At 73.9% G+C, this 26582-nt stretch carries 28 protein-coding genes; 20 read left to right on the top strand and 8 right to left on the bottom strand.

Going from position 1 to position 26582, the window contains the following annotated elements; genetic code table 11:
• The first annotated feature begins 57 nt into the window (after positions 1–57).
• Together ACO4JP_RS16885 and ACO4JP_RS16880 are read left to right on the top strand one after the other, a co-directional pair.
• Positions 58–1233, top strand: coding sequence for an acetoin utilization protein AcuC (locus ACO4JP_RS16885; RefSeq protein WP_425955128.1), 1176 nt, complete (start codon positions 58–60; stop codon positions 1231–1233).
• Positions 1234–1431: 198 nt separating this feature from the next.
• A complete protein-coding gene (locus tag ACO4JP_RS16880; protein ID WP_003792170.1) occupies positions 1432–1530 on the top strand; it encodes a 30S ribosomal protein bS22 in 99 nt (32 codons plus the stop codon).
• An 83-nt stretch (positions 1531–1613) separates the two neighbouring features.
• Here the strand turns inward: ACO4JP_RS16880 and ACO4JP_RS16875 are convergent, their stop codons facing one another.
• A complete protein-coding gene (locus ACO4JP_RS16875) occupies positions 1614–2429 on the bottom strand; it encodes an HAD family hydrolase (RefSeq protein WP_425955127.1) in 816 nt (271 codons plus the stop codon).
• A gap of 41 nt (positions 2430–2470) precedes the next feature.
• On the opposite strand from ACO4JP_RS16875, the gene ACO4JP_RS16870 reads away from it, so the two are divergent.
• On the top strand, positions 2471–2752 hold the full coding sequence (locus ACO4JP_RS16870) for a glutaredoxin family protein (protein ID WP_425957135.1): 282 nt from the start codon (positions 2471–2473) through the stop codon (positions 2750–2752).
• Positions 2753–2771: 19 nt separating this feature from the next.
• A complete protein-coding gene (locus ACO4JP_RS16865; RefSeq protein WP_425955126.1) occupies positions 2772–3422 on the top strand; it encodes a redox-sensing transcriptional repressor Rex in 651 nt (216 codons plus the stop codon).
• A 128-nt stretch (positions 3423–3550) separates the two neighbouring features.
• On the opposite strand, the gene ACO4JP_RS16860 is transcribed toward ACO4JP_RS16865, so the two are convergent.
• The gene (locus tag ACO4JP_RS16860) at positions 3551–4102 is read right to left on the bottom strand and encodes a YceI family protein (protein WP_425955125.1); all 552 of its coding nucleotides are present in this window, start codon (positions 4100–4102) and stop codon (positions 3551–3553) included.
• Positions 4103–4207: 105 nt separating this feature from the next.
• Between ACO4JP_RS16860 and ACO4JP_RS16855 the strand changes: the two genes are divergently transcribed.
• The 6 genes from ACO4JP_RS16855 to ccsB all read left to right on the top strand — a co-directional run bounded on the left by ACO4JP_RS16855 (position 4208) and on the right by ccsB (position 9466).
• Complete coding sequence (locus ACO4JP_RS16855; RefSeq protein ID WP_425955124.1) at positions 4208–4672, top strand: MarR family winged helix-turn-helix transcriptional regulator; 465 nt, start codon at positions 4208–4210, stop codon at positions 4670–4672.
• Between the two features lie 61 nt (positions 4673–4733).
• Positions 4734–5384, top strand: coding sequence for a histidine phosphatase family protein (locus tag ACO4JP_RS16850; protein ID WP_425955123.1), 651 nt, complete (start codon positions 4734–4736; stop codon positions 5382–5384).
• Positions 5369–5962, top strand: a complete 594-nt coding sequence (locus ACO4JP_RS16845; protein WP_425955122.1) for a TlpA family protein disulfide reductase — start codon at positions 5369–5371, stop codon at positions 5960–5962. The genes ACO4JP_RS16850 and ACO4JP_RS16845 overlap by 16 nt, the downstream gene beginning before the upstream one ends.
• Positions 5962–6729: a cytochrome c biogenesis CcdA family protein gene (locus ACO4JP_RS16840; protein WP_425955121.1), complete on the top strand. Its 768-nt coding sequence runs from the start codon at positions 5962–5964 to the stop codon at positions 6727–6729. Before ACO4JP_RS16845 ends, ACO4JP_RS16840 begins: the two co-directional genes overlap by 1 nt.
• Positions 6729–8468, top strand: a complete 1740-nt coding sequence (resB, locus tag ACO4JP_RS16835; protein ID WP_425955120.1) for a cytochrome c biogenesis protein ResB — start codon at positions 6729–6731, stop codon at positions 8466–8468. Before ACO4JP_RS16840 ends, resB begins: the two co-directional genes overlap by 1 nt.
• Positions 8465–9466 (top strand): c-type cytochrome biogenesis protein CcsB, encoded by a 1002-nt coding sequence (gene ccsB, locus ACO4JP_RS16830; protein WP_425955119.1) that lies wholly within the window; start codon positions 8465–8467, stop codon positions 9464–9466. The genes resB and ccsB overlap by 4 nt, the downstream gene beginning before the upstream one ends.
• A gap of 30 nt (positions 9467–9496) precedes the next feature.
• On the opposite strand, the gene ACO4JP_RS16825 is transcribed toward ccsB, so the two are convergent.
• Positions 9497–9826 (bottom strand): PLDc N-terminal domain-containing protein, encoded by a 330-nt coding sequence (locus ACO4JP_RS16825; RefSeq protein WP_425955118.1) that lies wholly within the window; start codon positions 9824–9826, stop codon positions 9497–9499.
• Positions 9827–9879: 53 nt separating this feature from the next.
• Here ACO4JP_RS16825 and ACO4JP_RS16820 point away from each other — a divergent pair, with 53 nt between their 5' ends.
• Entirely contained in the window at positions 9880–10167 is a 288-nt protein-coding gene (locus ACO4JP_RS16820; protein ID WP_425955117.1) for a DUF4229 domain-containing protein, read from the top strand.
• A gap of 42 nt (positions 10168–10209) precedes the next feature.
• Here the strand turns inward: ACO4JP_RS16820 and ACO4JP_RS16815 are convergent, their stop codons facing one another.
• Both ACO4JP_RS16815 and ACO4JP_RS16810 read right to left on the bottom strand, forming a co-directional pair.
• Entirely contained in the window at positions 10210–11079 is an 870-nt protein-coding gene (locus ACO4JP_RS16815; protein WP_425955116.1) for a 1,4-dihydroxy-2-naphthoate polyprenyltransferase, read from the bottom strand.
• A gap of 25 nt (positions 11080–11104) precedes the next feature.
• On the bottom strand, positions 11105–12463 hold the full coding sequence (locus ACO4JP_RS16810) for an AMP-binding protein (RefSeq protein WP_425955115.1): 1359 nt from the start codon (positions 12461–12463) through the stop codon (positions 11105–11107).
• A gap of 83 nt (positions 12464–12546) precedes the next feature.
• Between ACO4JP_RS16810 and ACO4JP_RS16805 the strand changes: the two genes are divergently transcribed.
• Complete coding sequence (locus ACO4JP_RS16805) at positions 12547–13602, top strand: DUF3048 domain-containing protein (protein ID WP_425955114.1); 1056 nt, start codon at positions 12547–12549, stop codon at positions 13600–13602.
• A 13-nt stretch (positions 13603–13615) separates the two neighbouring features.
• Here the strand turns inward: ACO4JP_RS16805 and ACO4JP_RS16800 are convergent, their stop codons facing one another.
• Positions 13616–14608, bottom strand: coding sequence for a 1,4-dihydroxy-2-naphthoyl-CoA synthase (locus tag ACO4JP_RS16800; RefSeq protein ID WP_425955113.1), 993 nt, complete (start codon positions 14606–14608; stop codon positions 13616–13618).
• A gap of 109 nt (positions 14609–14717) precedes the next feature.
• Here ACO4JP_RS16800 and ACO4JP_RS16795 point away from each other — a divergent pair, with 109 nt between their 5' ends.
• The 4 genes from ACO4JP_RS16795 (at position 14718) to ACO4JP_RS16780 (ending at position 19855) form a co-directional block, all read left to right on the top strand.
• Positions 14718–14891, top strand: a complete 174-nt coding sequence (locus ACO4JP_RS16795; protein ID WP_425955112.1) for a hypothetical protein — start codon at positions 14718–14720, stop codon at positions 14889–14891.
• A 65-nt stretch (positions 14892–14956) separates the two neighbouring features.
• Complete coding sequence (locus ACO4JP_RS16790; protein ID WP_425955111.1) at positions 14957–16063, top strand: o-succinylbenzoate synthase; 1107 nt, start codon at positions 14957–14959, stop codon at positions 16061–16063.
• Positions 16060–17964, top strand: coding sequence for a 2-succinyl-5-enolpyruvyl-6-hydroxy-3-cyclohexene-1-carboxylic-acid synthase (menD, locus tag ACO4JP_RS16785; RefSeq protein ID WP_425955110.1), 1905 nt, complete (start codon positions 16060–16062; stop codon positions 17962–17964). The genes ACO4JP_RS16790 and menD overlap by 4 nt, the downstream gene beginning before the upstream one ends.
• A 91-nt stretch (positions 17965–18055) precedes the next feature.
• On the top strand, positions 18056–19855 hold the full coding sequence (locus tag ACO4JP_RS16780; RefSeq protein ID WP_425955109.1) for a trypsin-like peptidase domain-containing protein: 1800 nt from the start codon (positions 18056–18058) through the stop codon (positions 19853–19855).
• A gap of 55 nt (positions 19856–19910) precedes the next feature.
• Here the strand turns inward: ACO4JP_RS16780 and ACO4JP_RS16775 are convergent, their stop codons facing one another.
• Complete coding sequence (locus tag ACO4JP_RS16775; protein WP_425955108.1) at positions 19911–20531, bottom strand: TetR/AcrR family transcriptional regulator; 621 nt, start codon at positions 20529–20531, stop codon at positions 19911–19913.
• A 141-nt stretch (positions 20532–20672) separates the two neighbouring features.
• On the opposite strand from ACO4JP_RS16775, the gene ACO4JP_RS16770 reads away from it, so the two are divergent.
• The 3 genes from ACO4JP_RS16770 (at position 20673) to ACO4JP_RS16760 (ending at position 24143) form a co-directional block, all read left to right on the top strand.
• Complete coding sequence (locus ACO4JP_RS16770; protein WP_425955107.1) at positions 20673–21272, top strand: DUF6230 family protein; 600 nt, start codon at positions 20673–20675, stop codon at positions 21270–21272.
• On the top strand, positions 21257–22585 hold the full coding sequence (locus tag ACO4JP_RS16765; protein ID WP_425955106.1) for a DUF6114 domain-containing protein: 1329 nt from the start codon (positions 21257–21259) through the stop codon (positions 22583–22585). Before ACO4JP_RS16770 ends, ACO4JP_RS16765 begins: the two co-directional genes overlap by 16 nt.
• Positions 22586–22706: 121 nt before the next feature.
• Entirely contained in the window at positions 22707–24143 is a 1437-nt protein-coding gene (locus tag ACO4JP_RS16760) for an MATE family efflux transporter (protein ID WP_425955105.1), read from the top strand.
• 19 nt (positions 24144–24162) lie between these two features.
• On the opposite strand, the gene ACO4JP_RS16755 is transcribed toward ACO4JP_RS16760, so the two are convergent.
• A complete protein-coding gene (locus ACO4JP_RS16755) occupies positions 24163–25509 on the bottom strand; it encodes an isochorismate synthase (RefSeq protein WP_425955104.1) in 1347 nt (448 codons plus the stop codon).
• 163 nt (positions 25510–25672) lie between these two features.
• Between ACO4JP_RS16755 and ACO4JP_RS16750 the strand changes: the two genes are divergently transcribed.
• Positions 25673–26368: a demethylmenaquinone methyltransferase gene (locus ACO4JP_RS16750; RefSeq protein WP_425955103.1), complete on the top strand. Its 696-nt coding sequence runs from the start codon at positions 25673–25675 to the stop codon at positions 26366–26368.
• Positions 26369–26582 lie beyond the last annotated feature (214 nt).

Raw genomic sequence — 26582 nt, 5'->3', positions numbered from 1 at the left:
TCCCGTGCCGCCTGGACGCCGGACCAACTCTGCCACGTGGTCCGTTACCGTGACGGAATGTCCTTGGTCCGTCTTGTCTGGAGCCCCGAGCTCCTGCACTACGACTTCGGCCGCGGCCACCCGATGTCGCCCGCGCGCCTCGACCTCACGATGCGCCTCGTCGAGGACCTGGGACTGCTCGCCTCGCCGGACCTCGAGGTGGTCACCGTGCCGCCGGCGCCCGACGCGCTGGTCGAGACGGTCCACGACCGGGCCTATGTCGCGGCCGTGCGCCGCGCCGGAACCGACGGCGTCCCCGACCCGGAGCGCGGGCTCGGCACCGAGGACGACCCGGTGTTCCCCGGGATGCACGAGGCCGCTGCCCGCCTGGTCGCCGGGTCGGTCGACGTCGCGCAGGCGGTGTGGGACGGCACGGCCCTGCACGGGCTCAACATCGCGGGCGGCATGCACCATGCGCACCGTGACGCCGCGTCGGGCTTCTGCATCTACAACGACGCGGCCGCGGCGATCCGCCGCCTGCTCGACGCCGGGGCCCGGCGCGTCGCCTACGTCGACCTCGACGCGCACCACGGCGACGGAGTCGAGAACCTGTTCTGGGACGACGCTCGCGTCCTCACGGTGTCGGTGCACCAGGACGGGAACACGCTCTTCCCCGGCACCGGCAGCCCCGCCGATGTCGGCGGCCGGGGCGCCGAGGGCACCGCCGTCAACATCGCGCTGCCGCCGCGCACCGCCTCCGCCGGCTGGCTGCGGGCTGTCGACGCCGTCGTGCCGGCCGTCCTGCGCGAGTTCCGGCCCGACGTGATCGTGTCGCAGCACGGGGCCGACGCCCACGCGCGCGACCCGCTGAGCGACCTCCGCGTGGGAGTCGACGCGCAGCGGCACGCAGCCCGTCTGGTGCACGAGCTCGCGCACGAGCTGTGCGAGGGCCGCTGGGTCGCGCTCGGCGGCGGCGGGTACGCCGTCGTCGACGTCGTGCCGCTCGTGTGGACGTCGCTCGTCGCGGAGGCGCTGCACCGGCCGCTCGACCTCTCGCAGCCGCTGCCGCAGGGCTGGCGCGAACACGTGGCGGCGGTCTCGGGGCTCGACGCCGCGACGGTCCTCGGCGTCGAGGCGGTCAAGTGGCAGCCGTGGACCGCGGGCTACGACCCGGCCGACGACGTCGACCGTGCGGTGCTCGCCACGCGCAAGCACGTGTTCCCCCTCTGGGGCCTGGACCCGTACCAGGACTGACCGTGCCCGCCGGAAGCGGACGAAGGCCGGGGGCGTTCGCGATGTGTGATGGCGCGTGAGCGCCTCCGTTTTCCGGCCACTGCCACCGATCGGGTAGGCTGGCGGACGGACTTTTCTGAGTTGGTCGGCGGTCGCCCCTCGCGGGGCCCCGGTGGACCGACGACGTTCCGCCGACCGACCCGCACCGTGGAGGACCTCATGGGCTCCGTCATCAAGAAGCGCCGCAAGCGCATGGCGAAGAAGAAGCACCGCAAGCTGCTTCGCAAGACGCGTCACCAGCGTCGCAACAAGAAGTGACGTCCGGAGCCCGGCCCTCAGGGGCCGGGCTTCGTGCTTTCCCCGCGCAGTCCCGGCGCAGTCCCGGCCGCGCCCGCTGCGGGTCAGCGCAGGTCGAGGCGCTTGCGCACCTGCCGGCGCACGGCCCGCACCACCAGCCCGGCGACCCACGCGGCGCCGGCCCACGACGCCGTCTTGACGCTGCGTCCCGCCACGCGCTGGCGGCGGCCACGGAACTCGCGGATCGGCCAGCCGATGTCGCGCGCGTGGCGCCGCAGCCGCCCGTCCGGGTTGATCGGGCACGGGTGGCCGACGGCGTTCATCATCGGCAGGTCGTTGAGCGAGTCGCCGTAGGCGTACGACTCGTCGAGGTCGAGCCCCTCGCGCTCGGCGAGCTCCCGGACGGCGTCGGCCTTGACCGCGCCGTGCATGAGGTCGCCCAGCAGGCGCCCGGTGTAGAAGCCGTCCTTGTGCTCCGCGACCGTGCCGAGGCAGCCCGTGGCGCCGAGGCGTCGCGCGATGAGCCGGCCGATCTCGACGGGCGTCGCCGTGACGAGCCACACCTCGTCTCCCGCGGCGATGTGCTCGTCGAGCAGCTTCTTCGTGCCGGGAAAGATGCGCAGCTCGAGGACGGTGTCGTAGACCTCCTCGCCCACGGCCGTGACCTCGGCCACCGAGCGCCCCGCGATGAGCGACAGCGCGCGCTCGCGCACCTGGTCGATCTGCTCCTTGGACTCCCCGAACAACAGGTACCGGGCCTGGATGAACCCGAACCGCACCAGGTCTCCCGTGCCGAAGAACTTGCGCTGGTACAGCGCGCGAGCCAGGTGGTACGCGCTCGCACCGCGGATCACGGTGTTGTCGACGTCGAAGAACGCGGCGGCCCGGCGGTGCGGTGAGGCAGCCTGCGCGTCGGACATGCCGCCCACCTTATCCGCGCGCGTAGTCTGTGGTCGTGGACATGCCGCCGGTGGAGCCGCAGGAGAAGACTCCGCGCGTGGTCCTGTTCAGCAGGGTGGGCTGCCACCTGTGCGACGACGCACGGGAGGTCGTGGCCCGGGTCTGCCAGGCGGTCGGTGAGACGTGGCGTGAGGTCGACATCGACGTCGGCCCCGACTCCGCTACTCTCCAGAACCGGTACGGCGACTACGTGCCCGTCGTCGAGGTCGACGGCGTGCAGCAAGGCTTCTGGCAGGTCGACGGTGACAGGCTGGCGCGACGCCTGGTGGCGGGCCGCCGCTGATGGCGGACAGGAGGATGCGGTGATCGAGACCGGCGAGCTGGCGGTCCCTGCGGCGACGGTGGCGCGGCTTCCCTACTACTTGCGCGCGTTGCGCGACCTGCAGGCGGCGGGGGTGCGGGTGACGTCGTCGACCGAGCTCGCCGACGTCTCAGGGGTGGGGTCCGCGCAGCTGCGCAAGGACCTGTCGTACCTCGGCTCCTTCGGCACGCGCGGCGTGGGGTACGACGTCGCGTCGCTGTCCGCGGTGATCGCCGGGGCGCTGGGGCTGGGGTCCACGCACCGGCTCGCCATCATCGGCCTCGGCAACCTGGGGCAGGCGCTCGCCAACTACTCCGGCTACACCAAGCGGGGCTTCGAGGTGGTGGCGCTGCTGGACGTCGCATCCGCCGTCGTGGGGACGCGGCCGTCCAGGGGTCTGGTCGTGGAGCACCTCGACGACCTCGAGAAGGTGCTCGAGCGTGAGGCCGTGACGATGGTGGTGCTCGCCACGCCGGGGCCGGCCGCGCAGGCCATCGCCGAGCGGGTCGTCGCGGCGGGCGTGCGGGAGATCCTGTCGTTCGCGCCGGTGGCGCTCCAGCTGCCCGACGACGCGGTGGTCCGCAGCGTCGACGTCGCGGGCGAGCTGCAGATCCTGGCGTTCCACGCGGCGGCCCGGGCCGCGACGCGCTGAAGCTCCGCCGTCCGTCGCGGGCTGACGCCCTCGTCCGGACCGAAGCTCTCCTCCCTTTGAGCGTCGTACCTGGTGGCGTTCTCGCGCCGAGAACGCCACCAAGTACGACGTCGAAAGGAGGGGTTGGCTCAGGCCTGCTTGACCGCGGAGACGTCCAGCGCGATCTTGACCTTGTCGCCCACCAGGAAGCCACCCGTCTCGAGGGCCGCGTTCCAGGTCAGGCCGAAGTTGGCGCGAGAGATCTCGACGGTCGACTCGAAGCCGGCGCGCGCGTAGCCGAACGGATCGGTGCCGGTGCCGACGAACTCGGTCTCGAGCTCGACCTGCTGGGTGACGTCGTTGATGGTCAGGTCGCCCGCGACGACGAGGTGGCGGCCGTGGGCCTTGACGGCGTTCGACGTGAACGTCCACGTGGGGCGCTCCTCGGCGTGCCAGAAGTCGGCGCTCTTGAGGTGACCGTCGCGGTTCGCGTCGCCGGTGCTGACGGACGCGGCGTCGAGGACGGCGGTGACGGAGGACGACTCGAGGTCGTCGCCCACGGTGACGGTGCCGGAGGTGATGGCGATCGTGCCGCGCACCTTGGCCATGCCCGCGTGGCGGACGGAGAACGACGCGGTGGAGTGCGAGGCGTCGATGGTGTACGTGCCGGCGGTGAGGCCGGAGGGCAGCGGCGTGGCCATGGGTTTGCTCCTCGTGGTGGTCGAGCTGTTGTCGCGTAGATAGTTGAAATCGCAACTATCAGCGTTTACGACCTTGTCAACCACGGGCTCGCGTAGCGTATTCCCATGGCAGAGCCGCGGTGGTTGACGGACGATCAGCAGCGTGCTTGGCGGGCCTACGTCGAGGGCACAGCGCGGTTCGTGGACGCGCTCGACCGGGCGCACGACGCCGGCATCCCGCTCAGCCTCGGCGAGTACCACCTCATGGTCCGGCTCTCCGAGCAGCCTGACCGCACCCTGCGCATGTCCACGCTGGCGGACGGGCTCGCGCTCTCCCGCAGCCGCCTCACGCACACCGTCGACCGCATGGAGAAGCGCGGGCTCGTGGTGCGGGAGGACGTGCCCGGCGACAGGCGGGGCGTCAACTGCGTCATGACCGACGCCGGGTGGGCCCTGCTCGTCGAGGCCGCCCCACTGCACGTGGCCGCGGTGCGGCGGCTCATGGTCGACGTGCTGGACGCCGAGGAGCTCTCCGTGCTGGGCCGCGCCATGGCCAAGGTGGCCCAGGAGGCCAAGAGCGCGATGGCGTGACGGTGGTCTCAGAGCGCCGGGAGCCCACGGAGCGCCCAGTCCCGCATGGGACACTGGCGCCATGGTGACCACGACCGTCCACCTTCTGCGCCACGGAGAGGTGCACAACCCCGGGCGCGTGCTATATGGCCGGCTCGATGGTTACCACCTGTCCGAGCGCGGTCACGAGATGGCCCGCGTCGTCGCGAAGACGCTCGCCGACCAGGGCCGCGACGTCTCCGGCGTGATCGCCTCACCGCTGCAGCGCGCGCAGGAGACGGCGGCGCCCGTCTCCGCCGCTTTCGGCCTGGCGACCGGCACCGACGCGCGACTCGTCGAGGCCGGCAACCGGTTCGAGGGCACCACGATCGGCTCCCGGCCGTGGCAGCTGCTCAACCCGCGCTGGTGGGCGCTGCTGCGCAACCCGATGCGCCCGTCGTGGGGCGAGCCCTACCGCCAGCAGGCCGACCGGATTCAGGCCGCCGTCGAGGCCGCGCGCGCGGCGCACGCCGGCCACGAGGTGGTGCTCGTCAGCCACCAGCTGCCCATCTGGGTCGCTCGCCTCGCCTACGAGGGCAAGCACCTCTGGCACGACCCGCGGCACCGACAGTGCACGCTGGCGTCGCTGACCAGCCTCCACTTCGAGGACGACGAGCTCGCCGGCATCGAGTACTCCGAGCCGGCCGGGCACCTGGCGAAGTCGCTGAGCAAGGGTGCGTGGTCCGTCAAGTGAAGCTCCGGATCGCTGCGACGGCCGCCATGGCGTCGGCCGCACTTCTGATGTCTCTCGCCGCCTGCACCCAGGCCTCCGGCGCGGGCGACGTCGTCGACCAGGGGTTCGTCTCCGGCGACGGCTCGGTGCGCCAGTGGAAGCCCGCCGAGCGCGAGGACCCCGTGACCATCGCGGGCAAGGACTTCGGCGGCAAGGCCGTGACGACGGCCGACTGGGCCGGCGACGTCGTCGTCGTCAACACCTGGTACGCCGGCTGTGCGCCGTGCCGCGCGGAGGCGCCGGGCCTCGTCAAGCTCGCGACCGAGCGCGAGGCCGACGGCGTGCGCGTGCTCGGCATCAACACCCAGGACGACGCCGGGGCCGCGCAGGCGTTCGAGCGGACGTTCGGCGTGCCCTACCCGACCATCGCGGACTCGAGCGGGGTCGTCATCGCCAAGCTGTCGGGCGTCGTCGCGCTCCAGGCCGTGCCCACCACGGTGGTGCTCGACCAGGACCACCGCCTCGCGGCCCGGATCGTCGGCAAGGCCGACCCGTCCACGCTCAAGGCCCTCATCGACGACGTGCTGGCGGGCAAGTGATGGGTCAGACCTTCGCCACCACCGCGTTCTCCGGGTCGATGCTGCTCGCCGTCCCGGTCGCGATCCTCGCCGGGCTCGTGTCGTTCGCCTCGCCCTGCGTGCTGCCGCTCGTGCCCGGGTACGTGGGGTACGTCAGCGGCATGGCCGCCGCGGGTGCGGGGCCGGCGAGCAGCGCGCGCACGACGCCGGGGCGCCGCCGCGTGCTGGTCGGCGTCGGACTGTTCGTGGCGGGGTTCACCGTCGTGTTCGTGGCGCTGATGGCTGCCGCGGGCGCCGTCGGCGCCCACCTCGTGCGGTGGGAGGACACCCTCCAGCGCGTGCTGGGCGTCGTCGTGATCCTCATGGGCCTCGCGTTCCTCGGAGGCATCCCGTTCCTGCAGCGCGAGCGGCGGCTGCACCTGAGCCCGCGCGCGGGGCTGTGGGGTGCGCCGCTGCTGGGTGTCGTGTTCGGGCTGGGCTGGACGCCCTGCATCGGGCCGACCCTCGCGGCCGTGCAGGCGCTCGCGCTCGACCAGGCGTCGGCCGCGCGCGGGGTGGCGCTCGGCGTCGCGTACTGCGTGGGGCTGGGCGTGCCGTTCCTGCTGGTCGCGCTGGGGCTGCAGTCCTCGCAGCGGATGCTCGGGTTCCTGCGCCGGCACCGCCTGGCGATGCTGCGGCTCGGCGGCGGTCTGCTGGTGCTCATCGGTCTTGCGCTCGTGACGGGCGCGTGGGGCGAGATCACGCGCGCGCTGCAGGGCTGGGTCGGGAGCTGGGAGACGGTGGTCTGATGGCTGAGCGCACCCAGTACCGGCCCGAAGGGATCGCGGACGAGTTCGTCGGCGCTCCCGGCGGTGAGGCCGCAGGCTCGACCAGCTCGACCACCGGCGGGGACGGTGCGCCGAAGCTGCCCGCGATCGGCGTCGTCGGGCTGCTGCGCTGGACCTGGCGGCAGCTCACCTCGATGCGCGTGGCCCTGATGCTGCTCATGCTGCTGGCCGTCGCTGCGGTGCCCGGCTCGGTCCTGCCGCAGCGCGGCCCCAACCCGGACAAGGTGCTGCAGTACCTGGGCGACCACCCCACCAGCGGCAAGTGGCTCGACCGGCTGGGTTTCTTCGACGTCTACACGTCGCCGTGGTTCAGCGCGATCTACCTGCTGCTGTTCGTCTCGCTGGTGGGCTGCATCCTGCCGCGAGCGATCCAGCACGCGCGCAACCTGCGCGGCCGCCCGCCGCGCACGCCCGCGCGGTTCACGCGGTTCCCCGCGCAGGCGTCCGGCATCTCGACGGCGTCGCCCGACGACGTCGTCGCCGCCGTCGCCGGCCGGCTGCGGCGCGGGCGGACGTTCCGCGTCGACGTCGGCACCGAGGACGCGAAGGGCACGCGCCCCGCGACCCGCACCGTCGCGGCCGAGCGCGGCTACCTGCGCGAGACCGGCAACCTGGTCTTCCACGTCGCGCTGCTGGGCCTGCTCGTGGCGATCGCGCTCGGGCAGCTCTTCCACTACCGCGGGCAGGCGATCGTCACCGAGAGTCGCGGGTTCGCCAACGCCGTCGTCGACTACGACACGTTCTCCAAGGGCGCGTGGTTCCGGGCCGAGGAGCTGAGCCCGTTCTCGCTCACGCTCGACGAGTTCTCCTCGACCTTCGCCTCCGACACCGTCGCGTTCGCCCAGGCCCGCGACTTCACCGCCTACGTCACGGTGACGGGCGCGGACGGCGAGTCGACGGACAAGACCACCATCAAGGTCAACCACCCGCTGACCATCGACGGCGCCAAGATCTACCTGCAGGGCAACGGGTTCGCCCCCGAGGTCACGGTCCACGACGCGAAGGGCCAGGTCGCATTCTCCGGGCGCGTGCCGTTCATCCCGCAGGACACGATGTACACGTCGCGCGGCGTCATCAAGGTGCCCGACGTCAGCAAGGGCCTCGACCAGATCGGCCTGACCGGATTCTTCCTGCCCACCGCCGTCGTCGACGACGCGGGCAGGGCGCGCTCGGTGTTCCCGCAGCCGAACAACCCGATGCTCGTGCTGCAGGTGTGGACGGGCGACCTCGGGCTCGACGGCGGCGTGCCCCAGAACGTCTACAAGCTCGACACGGCGTCGATGACCGCCGCCACGGGCGCCGACGGCAAGCGCGCCCAGGTGATCGTCCAGCCGGGCCAGACCGTCGACCTGCCCGACGGCCTCGGCAGCATCACCCTGGGCAAGGACGTGCCGCGCTACGTCGCGCTCGACCTGCGCTACGACCCGTCGCTCGCCTGGGTGCTGACCTTCGCCCTGCTCGCCCTCGCCGGGCTCGGCGTCTCGCTCTTCACGCCGCGCCGCCGCGTCTGGCTGCGCGCGTGGTCCCTGCCCGACGGCGGCGGCACGCGCGTCGAGCTCGCCGGCCTCGCGCGGGGCGACGACGCGGGGCTGCAGGGCGAGGTCGATCGGGCGCTGGCCGCCGTGCCCGGCTTGCGCGAGCCCGACGACACCGACCTCACTACCGTGGACGCCACGAACCACCAGGAGGACCACCGATGACCACCGAGCAGATCGGGAACCTGAGCGAGCTGCTCGTCTGGGCGACGCTCGTGTCGCTGACGATCGCGCTCGTCTCGTTCGCCGTCGACCTCGCCCGGCGCACCGACGCCAAGGGACGGGTCGAGGCGCGGACCGCGGAGCCCGCGCTCGCGGGCACCGTCGCGGCCGGGCGCGCGCCTGGCCGCGTCGCCGCGGCCACGGGCGGCGCGGGCGCTCCGCCGTCCGGCGACGCCGTCGAGCATCGCCGCGCCGCCGGCATCGCGATGTCGACCACCGTGCTCGGCGCCGTCCTGCTGCTCGCGGGGATCGTCACCCGCGGCATCGCCGCCGGTCGCACCCCTTGGGCCAACATGTACGAGTTCACGCTCGTCGGGTCGTTCGTGGCCCTCGCCGTGTTCCTCGCCGTCAACACCCGGCGCGACGTGCGGTTCCTCGGGGCGTTCGTGACCGGCCTCGCGGCCGTGTTCCTCACGCTGGGGCTGAACGTCTTCTACATCGCGGCCATGGGCGTGCAGCCGGCGCTGCAGTCGTACTGGCTGGTGCTGCACGTGGGCGTCGCGATCATCGCGTCGGGCGTGTTCACCGTGGCCTTCGTCACCTCGGTGCTGCAGCTGCTGCGCACCGCGCGCGAGGGCGGGGCGCCGTGGGCTGCGGGCTGGCGCTGGCTCGAGCGCGTGCCCACGGCGACGTCGCTCGAGGCCCTGAGCTTCCGGCTCAACGCCGTCGGGTTCGTGCTGTGGACGTTCACGCTCATCGGCGGCGCCATCTGGGCCGAGCACGCCTGGGGTCGCTACTGGGGCTGGGACCCCAAGGAGGTCTGGACGTTCGTCATCTGGGTCGTGTACGCGGCGTACCTGCACGCGCGCACCACGCGCGGGTGGGCGGGCTCGCGCGCGGCCTGGTTCGTGGTCGTCGGCTACGCGTGCGTGCTGTTCAACTTCACGGGCGTGAACCTGGTCTTCAACGGCCTGCACAGCTACTCGGGCCTGACGAGCTGACGCCGCGCCGCTCGCGGCGCGCGGCTGACCTCAGGACTGCTGGGGCGGCTGGTCGTCGTGGTTGGTGCGACGGCGACGCTCCTGGTCCAGGCGCCACAAGAAGTCCGGGTCGTCGTCCGGGGCCACGGGGCCCGTGTGGCGTGGGCCGCTGGTGCTGCTGCCATGGCTCGACGGCGCCGGCCCACCGGTGCGGCGGACCATGATCCACGCGAGCGCGCCCACGACGGGCACCAGCAGGATGACCACGACCCACAACCACTTCGGCAGCCCACCCGTCTCCTCCTTGCGAGCGCCGGCGACGTCGGCGATCGCGTAGACGATGAGGCCGATGATGGCCAGGGTGAGCAGGAAGCGGAGCATGTTCCCAGCGTATGCCGGTCCGGAAGGCATGCAGCGGGCGCTTACCCTGGAGCGTGCCCCTCTTCCTGTACTCGCTCTACCGCGTCGTCGTGCTCCTGGCGGCGTTCGGGCTGCTGCTCCTTCTCGGGGCGCACCCGGTGGTGGCGGCGGTCGTCGCCGTCGTCGTCGCCTCGGCCGTCGCCTACCTCTTCCTGCGCAGGCAGCGCGACGCCGCGACGGCGTGGCTGGCGTCGAAGTCCGAGGCCCGCAAGGCGCGCCGGGCGGAAGGCCCGCAGGGCCGGTTCGCCCGCCGGGTCGCCGAGGACGAGTCCGCGGAGGACGCGGGCGACGACGCCAGCTAGCGCCCGACGAGGCCAGCTAGCGCCGCGGCGGCCTGACGCCCGTCAGATGACGAGGGCCAGCGCCAGCAGGGCGCCGTAGGCCAGCTCGTACATGCCCGTCCCGGCCAGCACCGGGACCAGCAGCGTGCCGCGCGCACCCGCGAGCACGGGGAGCGACAGCAGCAGGGCCGGCCCGCAGAGCAGCACCACGAGCAGCGCCCACGGGGTCCAGAACGCGCACAGGACACCGAGCAGGATCGGCAGCCAGATCCCGGCGACGTAGGCGCGGCGCGCCTTGGACTCGCCGAGGCGGACGGCCAGGGTGCGCTTGCCGGCGAGGAAGTCGGTGGGGATGTCGCGCAGGTTGTTGACCATGAGCAGCGCGCAGGCGATCAGCCCGACGCCGACGGCCCCGAGCACCGACGGCCCGGTGAGGCGGTCGGCCTGCGTGTAGGTGGTGCCGAGCGTGGCCACGAGCCCGAAGAAGACGAACACGCCGACCTCGCCCATGCCCGCGTACCCGTACGGGCGCCTGCCGCCCGTGTAGTACCAGGCCGCGAGCACGCACGCCGCGCCGACGGCGAGCAGCCACCAGTGCCCCGTCAGCCAGGTGAGCCAGAGGCCGAGGACCGCGGCCACTCCGAACGCCGTGAATGCCGCGGCCTTGACGTGCCCCGGCCGCGCCAGGCCCGACGCCGTCAGCCGCAGCGGGCCGACGCGGTCGACGTCGGTGCCGCGCACGCCGTCCGAGTAGTCGTTGGCGTAGTTGACACCGACCTGGAGCGCGAGCGCGACGCCGAGCGCGAGCACCGCCCGGCCGAACGAGAAGGCGCCGACCTGCCCAGCGGCGGCCGAGCCGATGAGCACGGGCGCCGTGGCGGCGGGAAGGGTGCGGGGTCGGGCCCCGGCGGTCCACTCGGCGGGCGTGGCCATGGTGCTCCTCGTGCGTCGGTTCGGGTCAGCGGCCTGCGGCCTCGGCCGCCGCGGCCACAGCTCGGCGGTCGACCTTGCCGGGCCCGCGCAGCGGCAGGGCGCCGGTGACGTAGACCCGTCGCGGGGCCGACGGTGCTCCCAGCCTAGCCGCGACGGCGGCCCGCACCTGCGCGAGCGCGTCGGGCCCGACGGCGTCGAGGCCTGCCGGACCACCGGTGACGGCGACGACGGCGACGACCGCTTGCCCCCACTCGTCGTCGGGCACGCCGACGACACACGGCTCGGCGGCGGGCACGCCGAGCACGGCGGGCGCGAGCGCCGCGAGGGCGGCCTCGACGGCCGCGGGGGCCACGTTGACGCCGCCGGTCACGACGACGTCGTCGGCCCGCCCGAGCACGGACAGGACGCCGGGCTGCCCCGAGCCGGTCGAGGTGACGGCAGCGAAGGCCCCGAGATCGGACGTGCGGAACCAGCGCACCCCGTCGGCGTCGGTGCGGAACGCGCCAGCGGTGGCGAGGTCGTCGCCGAGGTACCCGAGTGCCAGCGTGGCCCCAGCGATCTCGACGACCCCCACCCCCAACCTCGACTTGTCAGGCCCAGGGGGTGCCATGGCGCCTCGTGGCGCTGACAGCGCGGTGTGGCCGAGGGCCTTGTCAGGGGCTGGGTGCGCCAGGGCGCTCCGTGGGCCTGACAGGTCGAGGGCGGGGTCCGGGGGAGCGAGGCGGAGGCGGACGCCACTGAGCGGGATGCCGTCGTAGACGCAGCCACCCGACGTCTCCGACATGCCGTAGGTGCGGACGACGCCGACGCCCTCCGCCGTCGCGCGGGCCAGCAGCGGGGGCGGGGTCGCGGCGCCGCCCAGGAGGACCGTCGCGCAGCGGGTCAGCGCCTCCAGGCCGGCGGGGGAGCCGGCGTCGGCCGCGGCGAGGACGCGGTGCAGCTGCGTGGGCACGAGCGACACGTGGACCGGGGCGCCGTCGGCGAGCGCCGGCGCCAGGAGGGCCGCGAGCGCGTCCGGGGTGAAGTGCGCGTCCGGCTCGGCCGCGACCAGGGCGTCCGGCACGCCGGCGTCGGCGGCCAGGACCGAGCGCACCACCACCTGCAGCCCGGCGACGTGCGTGGCCGGGAGGGTGAGCACCCACCGGCCGGGCCCGCCGAGCCGCTCGTGCGTCGCGGAGGCCGACGCGCGCAGCGCCGCGGCGCCCAGTGCGACCTCGCGCGCAGCCCCGGTCGAGCCCGACGTCCGCACGACGAGCGCGGTGCCGGCGGGAGGCTCGGCGTCGTGCAGCCGCGGGAGCGGCGCGACGGCGGGACCGCCGTCGAGGGCCGCGCGGACCTGGCGCGCGAGGCGGCCGACGTCGCCGGTGAGAGGAGTGTGATCCACATGGTCAGGGTAGGTGTCAGGGCGCCTGTCCCATCCTGAGGGCGGCGCACCGTAGGGTGACGGCACAGTTGAGGAGGTACGTGATGAGGCGAACCCTGGGGGCCGTCGTCGGAGTGCTGGCGGCGTCGCTCGCGCTCGCCGCGTGCGGCGCGGACCAGCCCGCGAGCGTGACCACGACGGTCTCGCCGGACGTGTCGGTGTCGAAGAGTGCGCCGCCCGAACCGGCGGCGCCGGTCGTCTGGCCGCTGACCGGGGTCCAGGTGGACAAGGTGGCGCAGCGGCCGGCCCTCGCGATCAAGATCGAGAACTCGCGCGACGCGCGCCCGCAGACCGGCCTCGAGCTCGCCGACATGGTGTGGGAGGAGGTGGTCGAGGGCGGGATCACCCGGTTCGTCGCCGTCTACCACTCGCAGATCCCCGAGACAGTGCTCCCGGTGCGCTCGGCCCGGCCCATGGACCCGGCCATCGTGGCGCCGCTGGGTGGCATCCTCGCCTACTCGGGCGCGCAGCCGCAGTTCATCGCCGCCATCAACGCGTCGGGCGTGCAGTCCGTGATCATGGACAGGGGCGATGCCGGCTTCCGGCGCGACCCCTCCCGCCGCGCCCCGCACAACGTGATCGGCACCCCGCAGACGTTCCTCGACCAGGCGCACGGCGACCGCACGGTGCCGCCTCCGCAGCAGCTCGCGTTCGCGGCCGAGGTCGGCAAGGGGACGGCCTCCTCGACCGGGTCGGCGGCGCACCGGATCGACGTCCGGATGTCCGGGATCCAGCGCACGGTCTGGGACTGGGACGCGGCCAGCGGCACCTATCTGCGCAGCGACGGCACCACGCCGTCGGTGTCGACCGCGGGCACGCGGCTGAGCGCCCGCAACGTGTTGCTGCTGGCGGTCCACATGGTCAACACCCAGTGGCGCGACCCTGCCGGCAACCCGGTGCCCGAGACGCAGCTGGTGGGCAGCGGGTCGGGCGTGCTCGCTAGCGGCGGCAAGTACGTCGAGCTCTCGTGGAGCAAGGAGTCGCTCGACGCGCGCGTGCTGCTCAAGGGGAAGGACGGCAAGGAGGTCCAGCTCGACCCGGGCACCACGTGGGTCGAGCTGGTGCCGACGAACGCGTCAGGCCTGTGGGGCATCGGCTGACCCCAGGCGCGGCTCAGAAGTAGTACGGGAACCGCGACCAGTCCGGGTCTCGCTTCTCCAGGAAGGAGTCGCGGCCCTCGACGGCCTCGTCGGTCATGTAGGCCAGGCGGGTCGCCTCGCCGGCGAACACCTGCTGGCCCGCCAGGCCGTCGTCGGCCAGGTTGAAGGCGAACTTCAGCATGCGGATCGCCTGCGGGGACTTGGTGGCGATGATCCGGGCGTACTCGATCGCGAGGCCCTCGAGGTCCGCGTGCGCGGCCACCTCGTTGACCGCGCCCCACCGCTCGGCGTCGTCGGCCGAGTACTCGCGGGCGAGGAAGAAGATCTCGCGGGCGCGCTTCTGGCCCACCTGCCGGGCCAGGTAGGCCGAGCCGTAGCCGCCGTCGAAGCTGCCGACGTCGGCGTCGGTCTGCTTGAAGCGTGCGTGCTCGCGGCACGCGATGGACAGGTCGGCGACCACGTGCAGCGAGTGCCCGCCGCCTGCGGCCCAGCCGTCGACGACGGCCACGACCACCTTGGGCATCGTCCGCATGAGGCGCTGCACCTCGAGGATGTGGAGGCGGCCGGCGCGCGCGGGGTCGATGTGGTCCGCAGTCTCGCGGGGCGTGCCCTCGCCGTCGGGCGCCGTCGTGTACTGGTAGCCGGACCGACCGCGGATGCGCTGGTCGCCGCCCGAGCAGAACGCCCAGCCGCCGTCCTTGGGGGACGGGCCGTTGCCGGTGAGCAGCACGGTGCCGACGTCGGAGGTCATGCGCGCGTGGTCCATGACCCGGTAGAGCTCGTCGACCGTGTGCGGGCGGAACGCGTTGCGCACCTCGGGGCGGTCGAACGCGACGCGGACCACGGGGAGGTCGCGGGTGCCGCCGGGGCCGCGCTCGACGCCCCGGTGGTACGTGAGGTCGGTGAGGTCCTCGAAGCCCGCGACGGTGCGCCAGCGCGTGGGGTCGAACGTCTCCGAGACACGCGCGGGGAGGTCGTCGGGCAGGGCCGCGGATGGGGTGCTCACGGCGGCCAGCCTACGGTCGCGACGGCCCGGGCAGGCTTGTGACGACATTCACAAGAGCCTTCGGCGTCAATGCGGCCGATTCCCCGACGGGCGGCGGGACGATGGACCCATGAGCAGCCTTCTCTCTCGCGAGGTGCTCGATCTGACCGTGATCGATCGTGACTTCTCGCACGACCTGTACGCCTACAACGCCGCCGTCTGCGACCGGTTCGCGGACGACACGGTGCCTCCGAGCCCCGGCACGCTCGAGCACCAGCCGGACCTCACGGAGTTCGTCGACTGACCGCGCCGCGCCGCGACGCCGCGGCGCACCGGTCGCCGGGGCGCGCGCCTGACTACTGTGGGCGCGTGCCCTCCGGTGATGTCTCCTCTCCCGCGGTCTGGTCGACGCCGCTGCGCACGCGGTTCCGCGGGCTCGACGTCCGCGACGGCGTGCTGCTGCGCGGCGACGCCGGCTGGGGCGAGCTCAGCCCGTTCTGGGACTACGACGACGACGAGTCGTCGACCTGGTTGCGCGCCGCCCGCGAGGCGGCCTTCGTGGGGTGGCCCGCTCCCGTCCGCGACTCGGTGCCCGTCAACGTGACCGTGCCCGCGGTCGGCCCCGAGAAGGCGCGCGAGATCGTGCTGGCCTCCGGGGGCTGCCGCACCGCGAAGGTCAAGGTCGCGCAGCGCTCGACGGCCCCCGATGCCGGCCGAGCCTCCGGGGTGCTGGAACCGGTGGCGGCCGAGGTCGAGCGGGTCGCGGCCGTCCGGGCCGCGTTCGAGGAGCTGTACGGGCCCGGTGCCGGCCGCATCCGCGTGGACGCCAACGGCGGCTGGTCCGTGGACGAGGCCGTGGCTCACCTGCGTGCGATCGACACCGCCGCCGGCGGGCTGGAGTACGCCGAGCAGCCGTGCGCCACCGTCGAGGAGCTCGCCACGCTGCGCCGGGCGCTGCTGCGGGCCGGCGTCGACGTCCCGGTCGCCGCCGACGAGTCCGTCCGGCGCGCGGCCGATCCCCTGCGGGTGGTCGCGCTGGAGGCGGCCGACCTCGTCGTGCTCAAGGTGCAGCCCCTCGGTGGGGTGCGGGCGTGCCTCGAGCTCGCCGAGCAGGTGGGGCTGCCCGTCGTGGTGTCGTCCGCGCTCGAGTCGTCGGTGGGGCTCGCCGCGGGCGTCGCGCTCGCGGCCGCGCTGCCGGAGCTGCCGTACGCGTGCGGGCTCGCGACGTCGCAGCTGTTCGCGCACGACGTCGTCGCCGTGCCCCTGCTACCGGTCGACGGTGCGCTGCCGGTGCTGGCGGCGGGGGACGCGCGCCTGGCGCCGGACCCGCCCGCGCTCGCGACCGCGGCGCCGTCGGACGACGTGCAGGGGGCCTGGCTCGCGAGGCTGGGACGCCTCGGGGCGCTGCTCGACGCGGGATCGTCGGCGGCGGCTCTCGCCCGGGGTCGATCGCTGGGCGCGGAGGGACGCCGATGAGTGCGGCCGGCCCGGGCGGGCTCCCGCCCGCGATCGCCGCCGCGCGGGCGCTCGTGGCCGAGCTGTGGATGCAGGGGGTGCGGGACGTCGTGCTCGCGCCGGGGTCGCGGTCGGCGCCGCTGGCCTACGCGCTCGCCGACCCGTCGGTGGCGCGGCGGATCACGCTGCACGTGCGGGTCGACGAGCGGGCCGCGGGCTTCCTGGCGCTCGGGCTCTCGCGGGGTGCCGAGCCGGTGACCCACGGGGCCGGGCCCGAGGGCGAGTGGCACACGGGTGTGCCGCGGCCGGTCCCCGTCGTGACGACGTCGGGCACCGCCGTCGCGAACCTGCACCCCGCCGTGCTCGAGGCGCACCACACGGGCGTGCCGCTCGTGGTGATCACCGCCGACCGCCCGCACGAGCTGCGGGGCACCGGCGCGTCGCAGACCACCGACCAGGTGGGGATCTTCGGCAGCTCGGTGCGGTTTGCGGCCGACGTCCCCGCGGCCGACGGCCGCGACGGCGAGGTGCGCGACCTGCTCGCCGTCACGGGCCGGGCGCTCGCCGCGGCGACGGGCCTGCGCGACCGCAACCCGGGCCCGGTACACCTGAACCTGGCGTTCCGCGAGCCGCTGCAGCCCCCGCTCCAGCCGGACCCGTCGGACTCGCGCCAGCACCGAGGCTCGCCTGTCGCCGACACGGGGATGTGGCCGGACGGGTACCGGCGCACCGTCGTCGTGCCCTCGCTTGCCGCGGTCGACATCGCCGGAGCCGATCCCGCCCTCTTCGGCGACCCCGCGCGCACGCTCGTCGTCGCCGGCGACGGCGCCGGGCCCGACGCGCGGCGCATCGCCGAGGCCCAGGGCTGGCCGCTGCTCGCCGAGCCGTCCTCGGGGGCGTGCGGCGGACCGAACGCCGTCCAGGGGTACCGCTCGGTGCTCGGTGTCGAGGAGCTCGCGCGCGACGTCGAGCAGGTCGTCGTGCTCGGGCACCCCACGCTCTCGCGGCCCGTGCAGCAGCTGCTCGGGCGGGCCGACGTCGCCGTGACCGTCGTCGAGCCCGGGGGCGGGCCGTGGCCGGATGCCGCGCGGAACGCCGCAGCCGTGGTCCAGACGCTCGACGACCGGTGGTACCTGCCGCCGCGCGAGCCCCGCGACCCCGCGTTCCTCGAGCGGTGGCGCGCCGCCTCGCGCGCCGCGGCCCGCGTCATCGACCGCCTGACGTCCGACGACGCCGCACCGGGCCCGCTCGAGGCCGCGCCCCACTCGGCGCTCGCGGTGGCACGCGCGGTCGCGGAGGCGACGGGACCCGACGACGTCCTGGTCGTCGGGTCGTCCAACCCCGTCCGCGACCTCGAGCTGGTGCTCGGGCTCGACCGGGCCGACGCCGCCCCGCCCGAGGTCATCGCCAACCGGGGGCTCGCCGGGATCGACGGGATGGTGTCCACGGCCCTCGGCGTCGCGCTCGCCGCCGCCCGCCGCGGCCGGCGCACCCGCGCCCTGCTCGGCGACCTCACCTTCCTGCACGACGTCGGCGGCCTGCTCCGCGGGCCGTTCGAGCCCGCCGTGGACCTGCAGCTCGTCGTCGTGAACGACGACGGCGGCTCGATCTTCGCGACGCTCGAGCACGGGGCGCTCGCGGCCGCGTCGGACGCGGGGGCGAAGGTCTTCGAGCGCGTCTTCGGCACGCCGCACGGCGCGGACCTCGGCGCGCTGTGCGCGGGCTACGGCGTCGGGCACCGGGTGGTCAAGGACCTCGTGGGGCTGCGCGCGGCGCTCGCGGCGCGGGGCGCCGGCGTCGAGGTCGTCGAGGTCCGCGTGCCACGCGCGGGAAGACTTGCCGAGTCGCGAGCGCTGCACCAGGAGATCGTCGCGGCGGCGCGCGCGGCGGCCGTGACCGCTCGCGACGCGCCAGTCGAGTGAGCGATCGCAGAGAACTTTCAGGTACGACCCAGAGGCGCGTCAGGATCGTGGTGTTATCTCGGGTCAGGAGATCGTCGAGGAGGCCACAACTATGAGCACCGAGAACCACGACCAGCAGCCCGCTGCTCCCGAGGGGTCCGCGCCCGAGGGGTCACAGGCGGCCGAGCAGGTTCCCCCGACGGCGCCGCAGGTGCCGACGCCGTCCCCCGCGCCGACCGAGCAGGCGCCCGCGTCGCAGCCCGCCGCGCAGCCCCAGCCCGTCCAGCCGGTGAGCGCTCCCCCGCAGGAGCTCCACCCGCAGGCCCACGCGACGCAGGAGCTGCAGCACCCGCAGCAGCACGCGACGGCCCCCTACCCGCAGCAGTACGGCGGCGCGGGCCCGCAGCCGCAGTACGGCCAGTACGCGCCGGGCCAGCACTACGGCCACGCCCCGTACCCGCAGCAGGGCCACCAGCAGGTCCCGCCGCAGCCCCCGCACCGCGCGCCGTACCCGCAGCAGCAGCCGGCCCAGTACCCGCCGGGTGCCAGCTTCTCCAACCCGTACCTCACCCCGGCGTCGGGCCCTGACCAGCCGGGCCAGGAGCCCCGCGAGCGGGACTCCGGCGAGCGCAAGCCGCGCACGTGGCTGCTGGTGGGCAGCGCAGCCGTCATCGCGGCGCTGCTCGCGAGCGGCGGCACGGCAGCAGTCGTGCACGGGCTGGACGGCAACGGCACGTCGACGTCGATCTCCTCGCTCGGCGACCCGGGCCGGGTGGACTCGGCGCCGGTCAAGGACTCGACGGCCACGAACCCCGACTGGCAGGCGGTCACGGCAGCGGTGGCTCAGTCCGTGGTCTCGATCCAGGTCGCCAGCTCCCAGGGCGGCGCCGAGGGCTCGGGCCTCATCCTCGACAACAAGGGCCACATCCTCACCAACAACCACGTGGTCTCGGGTGCTCAGAACGACACGGTCCAGGTCACGCTCTCGGACGGCCGGCTCTTCCAGGCCAAGATCGTCGGCACGGACCCGACGACGGACCTCGCCGTCGTCAAGATCGAGAACGCGCCCAGCAGCCTGCGCCCGGTCGCGCTCGGCAACTCCGACGACGTCAAGGTCGGCGACCCGGTGCTCGCCGTCGGCAACCCGCTGGGCCTGGCCAACACCGCGACCACGGGCATCGTGTCCGCGCTCGACCGCCCCGTGACGGCGAGCGGCGAGGGCAGCAGCACGCAGGTGGTCACCAACGCCATCCAGATCGACGCGGCCATCAACCCGGGCAACTCCGGCGGACCGCTGTTCGACGCGAGCGGCCGGGTCATCGGCATCACATCCTCGATCGCGAGCCTGTCGAGCGGCGGCCAGTCGGGCTCGATCGGCCTCGGGTTCGCCATCCCGGTCAACCTCGGCAAGAACATCAGCGCGCAGCTCATCGAGAACGGGTCGGCGCAGCACGCGTTCCTCGGCGTCTCGATGCACGACGGCACGGCCACGGCCGACGGCGTCACGCGCCGCGGCGCGCAGGTCCAGGAGGTCTCGAGCGGGTCGCCCGCGGCAGCCGCCGGCATCAAGGTCGGCGACGTCGTCGTGGCGATCGGCGACCAGCCGGTCAGCAGCGCCGAGTCGCTCACGGCGTTCGTCCGCGAGCGCGAGGCCGGCGAGAAGGTTGCCCTGTCGGTGGTGCGCGGCGGCAAGGCGGAGCAGATCACCGTGACGCTCGCGGTGCGCGACGAGTCGACGCAGCAGAACCAGGGCGGCTCCGGCGACCAGGGCAACCAGGGCGGCCAGGGTGGCAGCCAGCAGCTGCCGCCGGGCCTCGGCGGCCAGGGCGACGGCGGCTCGGATGGCTCGGGCTCGGGCGGCTCGAACCAGGGCGACGGCGGTCTGTGGAACTGGCTGTTCGGCGGCAACTGACCGCCTGACCGCGAGGTGGTGAGAGGCCCGGCGCCGGAAGGTGTCGGGCCTCTCCCTATGCCTGCGGGGCCGTGGACTGGATCGTGGCCAGGGCGCTGCGCTCCAGGAAGTCGACCAGGTCCTGCGTCGGGATCGCCTCGTCCGTCGCCGCGTCGACGAGCGCCTGCTCCGCCAGGGAGATCCAGGCGCGCACGGCGACGCCGAGAAGGGGCGACGCGGTGACGCCGAGCTCCGTGACCATGTCGGTCGCGTGCCGGGCGAGCACGTCGCGCGCGTGCTGGATCGTCTCGCGCACCTGGGCGTCGCCCGACGACGCCCCGCGCACGATCGAGTAGAACGTCGCGTCGTGCTCCTGGACGAAGGCGACGAAGCGGGTCAGCACGTCGCGCAGGCGCTCGCGCGGGGGGAGCGCGGGGTCCGGCTCGGTGGCGTGCAGCATGGCGTCGCGCGCCGTGCGGACGATCTGCTGGTGCAGCCCCTGGCGGGTGCCGAAGTAGTAGAAGACGAGGCCGGGGGAGACGCCGGCCGCGCCCGCGAGGTCCTCGACGGAGATCGCCTCGAGCGGGCGGTCCGCCAGCCAGTCGACGCCGAGCGCCAGCAGCTGCTGGCGGCGCTCCTGCGGGCTGAGCCGCGTGCGGCGGCCGCGTCCCGAGGATCCGTGGAGCGCTGGTGGCATGGCCCGAGCGTAGCCCGGGAGGCGGCGGTGAGTCGTTGTTGAGTTGCCCTCAACAATCTATTGACGAGCCGTCAGTAGGGCCGCTAGGTTCGGCGTCTGTCCGGCGACATTGGAGTCGCCCGTGAGGAACGTGGGGCACACATGAGGTTCAGCTCGCTCACGCGGACGCGCAGAGGGCGCGTCCTGCTCGCAACGGTTCCGACCGTCGCGGCGCTCGCATTCGTCGGGGGAGGGGTGGCGCAGGGCGTCGTCCCCGTCTCGATGGCGGTGTCGGGGCAGCAGTTCAAGATCGCGGCCGACCGGCTCGAGGGCGACGGCTTCTCGCAGTACGCCGGCGTCGCACTGGAGACCGACAAGACCAAGCAGCACCCGGCCGCCATCGCCAACATCGACAAGGCCCAGCTCTACAACCTCTGCCAGTCGGTCAAGACACCGTTCGGCGTCAGCCTGCTGATCCACGCGGGCTCGAACCCCAAGAAGCCGGTAGAGGCGAGCGGCCTGCAGATCGGCATGGACAACCTCGCAGGTGACGCGACGTTCAGCGACATCCGGATCGGCGTCGACGCGTCGGCGGTGCAGACGAAGGCCGTGGGCAGCGTGAACGACTTCGCCATGGATGCCAAGCACGTCACGATCACCGACCTCCAGCAGGTGTCGTGGAGCACCCAGGCCGCGGTCTTCAAGCTCACCGACCTGAAGCTCGGCATCAACATGAACGGCGACGAGTGCTTCCCAGGCTGAGATTCCGTCAGTGGCGGCAGGGGCGTCCCTTCTGGGGCGCGCTCCTGACGATTCTTGCCGGCCTCGAGCTCTTCGTGTCCGGGCGGTTCGACATCGCGATGGGTGGCGTCGTCCTGCAGCTCGGGTTCTCCGGGCTGCAGACGACGATCATCCCGGTGGTGATCGTGCTGGCCGGCGTGCTGGTGATGCTCCAGCCGGTGCACCACGTCTTCTACGGTGTGATCGCGCTGGTCCTGTCGCTGTACTCGCTCGTCGCCGTGAACGGCGGCGGGATCGGCGTCGGGATGCTGCTGGGCGTCATCGGCTCGATCGTCGTGGTCTCGTGGATGGGGCGGGCGGTCGCCGCGGCGCCGCCCGTCCCGTCCGCCCCGCCGGCCCTGCCGGAGCCTGCCGAAGACCCGTTCCTGCTGTTCGACGACGGGCCGCAGCCCGACCCGCACACCCGGCGGTCCGTCGCGGCGGCGCTCTCGGTGGCTCTTGTCGCCGGCGGCCTCGCCGGAGCCGTGCCGGCCGAGGGGCCGTGCATCCTCGGGGTCATCCTGTGCGACCTGCCGTCGTCGACGCCGTCGCCGTCAGCCTCGGCGGACCCGTCCGCGGGCCCGTCCGCAGACCCGTCCGCCGTCCCGGCGCCTGACTCGTCAGCGTCGCCGTCGGTGGACCCGTCCACCGCGCCGTCGCCGTCGCCCGCCGACCCGGGCCTAGGCGGCGCCGTCGGCGCCGTCGTCGACGGCGTGCTCGGCGATGACGCCGGGGCGCAGGCGCCGGCCGAGCCTGCGCCGACCGGGAACGAGCCGCCGTCCGGCTCCGGCCTTACGGCCGAGGTGCCGCAGGACGTGCCGCTGCCGGAGGACGAGGGCCTACCCCTCGTCCTCGGCGGGAACGAGGACGTCGACGTCTACTCGGTCCCGGCCGAGCTCAAGGCCGCCGACCTCGAGATCTCGGGCATCAAGGCCGTCGCCCTCGTGTCGGTGCCGGTCGACGGCATCTCGGGCAAGCGCCGCAACGCGATCAAGCTGGTCGCCGACCACGTCAAGGTCTCGGGCTTCAGGCTCAAGACGTACGCCGACGGAGGCGCTGCCGGCACGAACACCATTGCCGACTTCGTCACGATGGACGGCGACGCGACCATGTACATCACGTCGCTCACGGCCAGCGGGCCCGACGGCGAGTCGCTCCGGCTCGACGCCGACAACCCGCCCGCGACGCTGACGGCGCTGGTCCTCGCGGCGCTCAACCCGACGGTCGGGCTGCTCGGCGCGACCTCGGACGAGCAGGTGTGGTCGGGGTTCCGCGAGAGCGTCTGGGCGAGCTGACGGAGCTGCCGCGGGGCAACGCAAATCACATGGGCGCAACTGTCGCCGAGGCGTACCATAAGGGCCTGTCGAATCGATTTGACGGGCGCGCCACGCGGCCCGCAGACACAGACGGGCCACCGTGCAGAACCTCACCGTCGGGCCGCCGACACGCCTCATCCTCGCCTTCACCCTTCCCCTGCTGATCGGCAACCTCTTCCAGCAGATCTACACGTTCACCGACGCGGCCGTCGTCGGCCGGCTCCTGGGTCTCGACGCGCTCGCCGCCGTGGGGGCCTCGGGCAGCCTCATCTTCCTGCTCGTCGGGTTCTCGTGGGGGGCCAGCGCCGGCCTCGCCATCCCCGTCGCGCGCGCGTTCGGTGCGGGTGACCTCGCCGGAGTCCGCCGCTACACCGCAGCGGGCGCCTGCGCGTCGGCCGCCATCGCCGCGGTGATCACCACGGTCGGGGTCGTGTTCGCCCGTGACCTGCTGCGCCTGCTCCACACGCCGCCGGAGGTCCTCGACCAGTCCGCGCTCTTCCTCACGGTGACGTTCGCCGGCGCGGGCGTGACGGTGGCGTTCAACTTCCTCTCCGCGACCATCCGGGCGCTCGGCGACAGCCGCACCCCGCTGTACTTCCTCATCGCCGCCTCGGTGCTCAACGCGGGCCTGGTGGTGCTGCTGGTCGGCGCCGCGCACTGGGGCGTCGCGGGGGCGGCTGCCGCCACCGTGCTGGCACAGCTCACCTCGGTCACGGCGTGCATCGTGCTGATCGTGCGCCGCATGCCCGTGCTGCACCTGCACCGCGAGGACTGGGCCGCGGCCCGTCACAGCCTGCGCGAGCCGCTGCGGACGGGCCTGCCCATGGGCTTCCAGATGTCCGTCATCGCGATCGGCGCCCTGGTGCTCCAGCTCGCGGTCAACGGGCTCGGCGCCGTCTCGGTCGCGGCGTTCACAGCCTCCATGCGCGTCGACCAGCTCGCCGTCGCGCCGCTCAACTCGTTCGGCGTCGCAATGGTCACGTTCGCCGCGCAGAACCGCGGCGCCCGGCAGTGGCACCGCATCCGGGTGGGTGCGTTCCGCACCAGCGTGCTCGCGGCGGGTACCGCCGTCGTGCTCGGCCTGGTGCTGGTCACGTTCGCGCAGCCGATCGTCGGGCTGTTCGTGGGCCCCGACCAGCCCGAGGTGCTCGGCATGGCCCGCACCTACTTCCTGGTCAACGGCGGGCTGTACGTGGTGCTGAGCCTGCTGTTCGTGCTGCGCAACGTCGTCCAGGGCATGGGGCTGTCGAGCATCCCGACCATCGCGGGCGCGCTCGAGCTGGTCATGCGCTCGACGGCGGCGCTGGTGCTCGTGCGCCACTTCGGCTTCGTGGGCGTCGCGTGGGCCGCGCCGCTCGCGTGGTTCGGCGCGCTGGTCCCGGTCGCTCTCGCCTGGGCGCGCCAGCGCCGCCTGCTGGCCGAGCGCGAGCGCGAGGACGCACGCACGCACGCGCAGCCGACGGCCGTGCGGGCGGACGCGATGCCGCTGCCGGCGCCGGACCTGACGCGGTCCGTAGAGCTGGCGGAGGTCCGCTGAGCCCGCTCCCGGTGAGGGCTCAGCCTCCCAGCGCCCAGCGCATCGGGACCAGCTTCGCCTCCGACTCCGCCAGCTCCGCTGCCGGGTCGGACGCCGCCACCACGCCGCAGCCCGCGAACAGGCGGACGCGGTGCGGGTGCATGTCGTCGATGCGGGCCGAGCGCAGCGCGATGCCCCACTCGCCGTCGCCGTCCGCGCCCGTCCAGCCCACCGGGCCCGCGTAGCGGCCGCGGTCCATGCCCTCGATCTCGCGGATGAGGTCGCGCGCACGCGCCGTCGGCGTGCCGCACACTGCGGCCGACGGGTGCAGCGCCGCCGCCAGCGCCAGCGACGACGGCGCCCCCGTGCGGTCCAGCACCCCGGTCACGTCGGTGGCGAGGTGCATGACGTTGGGCAGGTGCAGGACGAACGGCTGCTCGGGCACGTTCATCGAGGTGCAGAAGGGCTCGAGCGCCCGCGCCACGGAGACGACGGCGTGCTCGTGCTCCTCGAGGTCCTTCGACGAGCGGGCGAGCTGGGCCGCGCGCAGCAGCGCGTCGTCGTCGGTCATGCCCGGCTCGCGGCGGATGGTCCCGGCGAGGACGCGGGAGGCGACCAGGCCCTTCTCGGAGCGCACCAGCAGCTCGGGTGTGGCCCCCACCATGCCGGCCACGGAGAACGTCCAGGTCGCCTCGTAGGCGGCCGCGAGGCGCCTCAGCAGCCACCGCGGGTCCAGCGGGCCCTCGGTGGTCACGACGACGTCGCGCGCGAGCACCACCTTCTCGAGCCGGCCCGCCTGGATGCGGGCGACGGCGTCGGCGACGATGCCGGGCCAGTCGGGCGCCGCGACGGCGCCGTCGGACTCCGTCACCGCGCCCGGCGCCGTGACCGGCGTCCGGCGCGACGGGGCGAGCAGGGCGGCCGTCGGGGCGGCGCCGAGCCCGGGAGAGATCGTGGTGATCCAGGCCTGGTCCCCACGGCGCCCGACGACGACGCGGGGCACCACGAGCACGCCGCCCTCCTCGGAGGCCGGGTCGAACGCGAACGAGCCGAACGCGATCGGCCCGCTGCCTGGCAGGCGGACGTCGTCGCGCACGACGGCGCGCTCGAGCACCGCCTGCCACGCGGCCTCGGCGTCGGCGAACCGGCCGTCGCCACGCGAGGTGACGCGGAGCGCCTCGCCCCAGGCGACGAGGCCGTCGCCGCGACGCACCCAGGCGAGGGGGCGTGCGTCGGGCAGGAGGTCGACGAGCGTGGTGAGGCCGTCGTCCGGCAGGTCGACGGGTGCCGTCCGGACCACCAGTCGCCGAGCCTCGGAGGCCGGCGGGGCGTGGTCGGGCCGGCCGGCGGGCCGGCCTGCGGGCTGGGGGAATGCGGTCGCGGACATCGCCGTCCAGCGTAATCCCGGTCCCGCCCCGCCCTCGAACCGTCAGATCTGCACCCACCTCCGTGCTGGTGTGGCTCTGGCAACCGGAGGGCGCCGGGAGGCATGTCAGATGCACGCGCTCGCCTGCGTCCGACAGGCCGGGGGCGCGTGCGAGCATGAGCGCATGCCCCGCGCCAGCCTGGAGAAGAAGCCCGCCGAGGTCGCGTCGATGTTCGACGGGATCGCCGAGCGCTACGACCTCGTCAACGACCTCGTCTCCCTCGGACAGGACCGGCGCTGGCGCCGCCTGGTGCGCGAGGCCGTCGCGGCCCTGCCGGGCGAGAAGGTGCTCGACCTCGCGGCCGGCACGGGTACCTCCAGCGAGCCGTTCGAGCTCGACGGCGCCTCCGTCGTCCCCTCCGACATCTCGCTCGGCATGCTCACGGTGGGCAAGCGCCGCCGCCCCGACCTGCCGTTCGTCGCGGGCGACGCGACGGCGCTGCCCTTCGCCGACGGCGCGTTCGACGCCGTCACGATCAGCTTCGGCCTGCGCAACGTCGTCGACACCGCGGGAGCGCTGAAGGAGATGCTGCGCGTGGTCCGGCCCGGGGGCAGGATCGTCGTGTGCGAGTTCTCGACGCCGACCTGGGGGCCGTTCCGCACCGTGTACATGGAGTACCTGATGCGGGCGCTGCCGGTGGTCGCGGGGGCCGTGACGCGCGACAAGGGCTCGTACGAGTACCTCGCCGAGTCGATCCGCTCGTGGCCCGACCAGGCCGGGCTGGCGCACCTCATGCTCGACGCCGGCGGGGAGAGCGTGGCGTACCGCAATCTCACCGGGGGCATCGTCGCGCTGCACCGCGCGAGCAAGCCCGCCTGACCGGCCCGGCCACCGGGCACACAAGGACCTTCGGCCCACCATCTCGGGCCGTCCGGCGGGCCGGGATCGTCCGATCCGGGTCCGCGGCGGGGTGAGGATTTCCCCGGTCGTGCTGCAGGTCAGCGGCACCACGTGGTCAGCGCTACCCATGCGGGCGCCGGAGTGGCTAAGGTGACCCAGAAGTTGTGACCCGGTTCACAAGGCCGCGTCAGCA

The sequence above is a fragment of the Xylanimonas sp. McL0601 genome, assembly GCF_049852175.1.
GTDB lineage: Bacteria > Actinomycetota > Actinomycetes > Actinomycetales > Cellulomonadaceae > Xylanimonas.
Note: the sequence above shows the minus strand (reverse complement) of the source record. Positions and strands in the feature narration are given on the sequence as shown.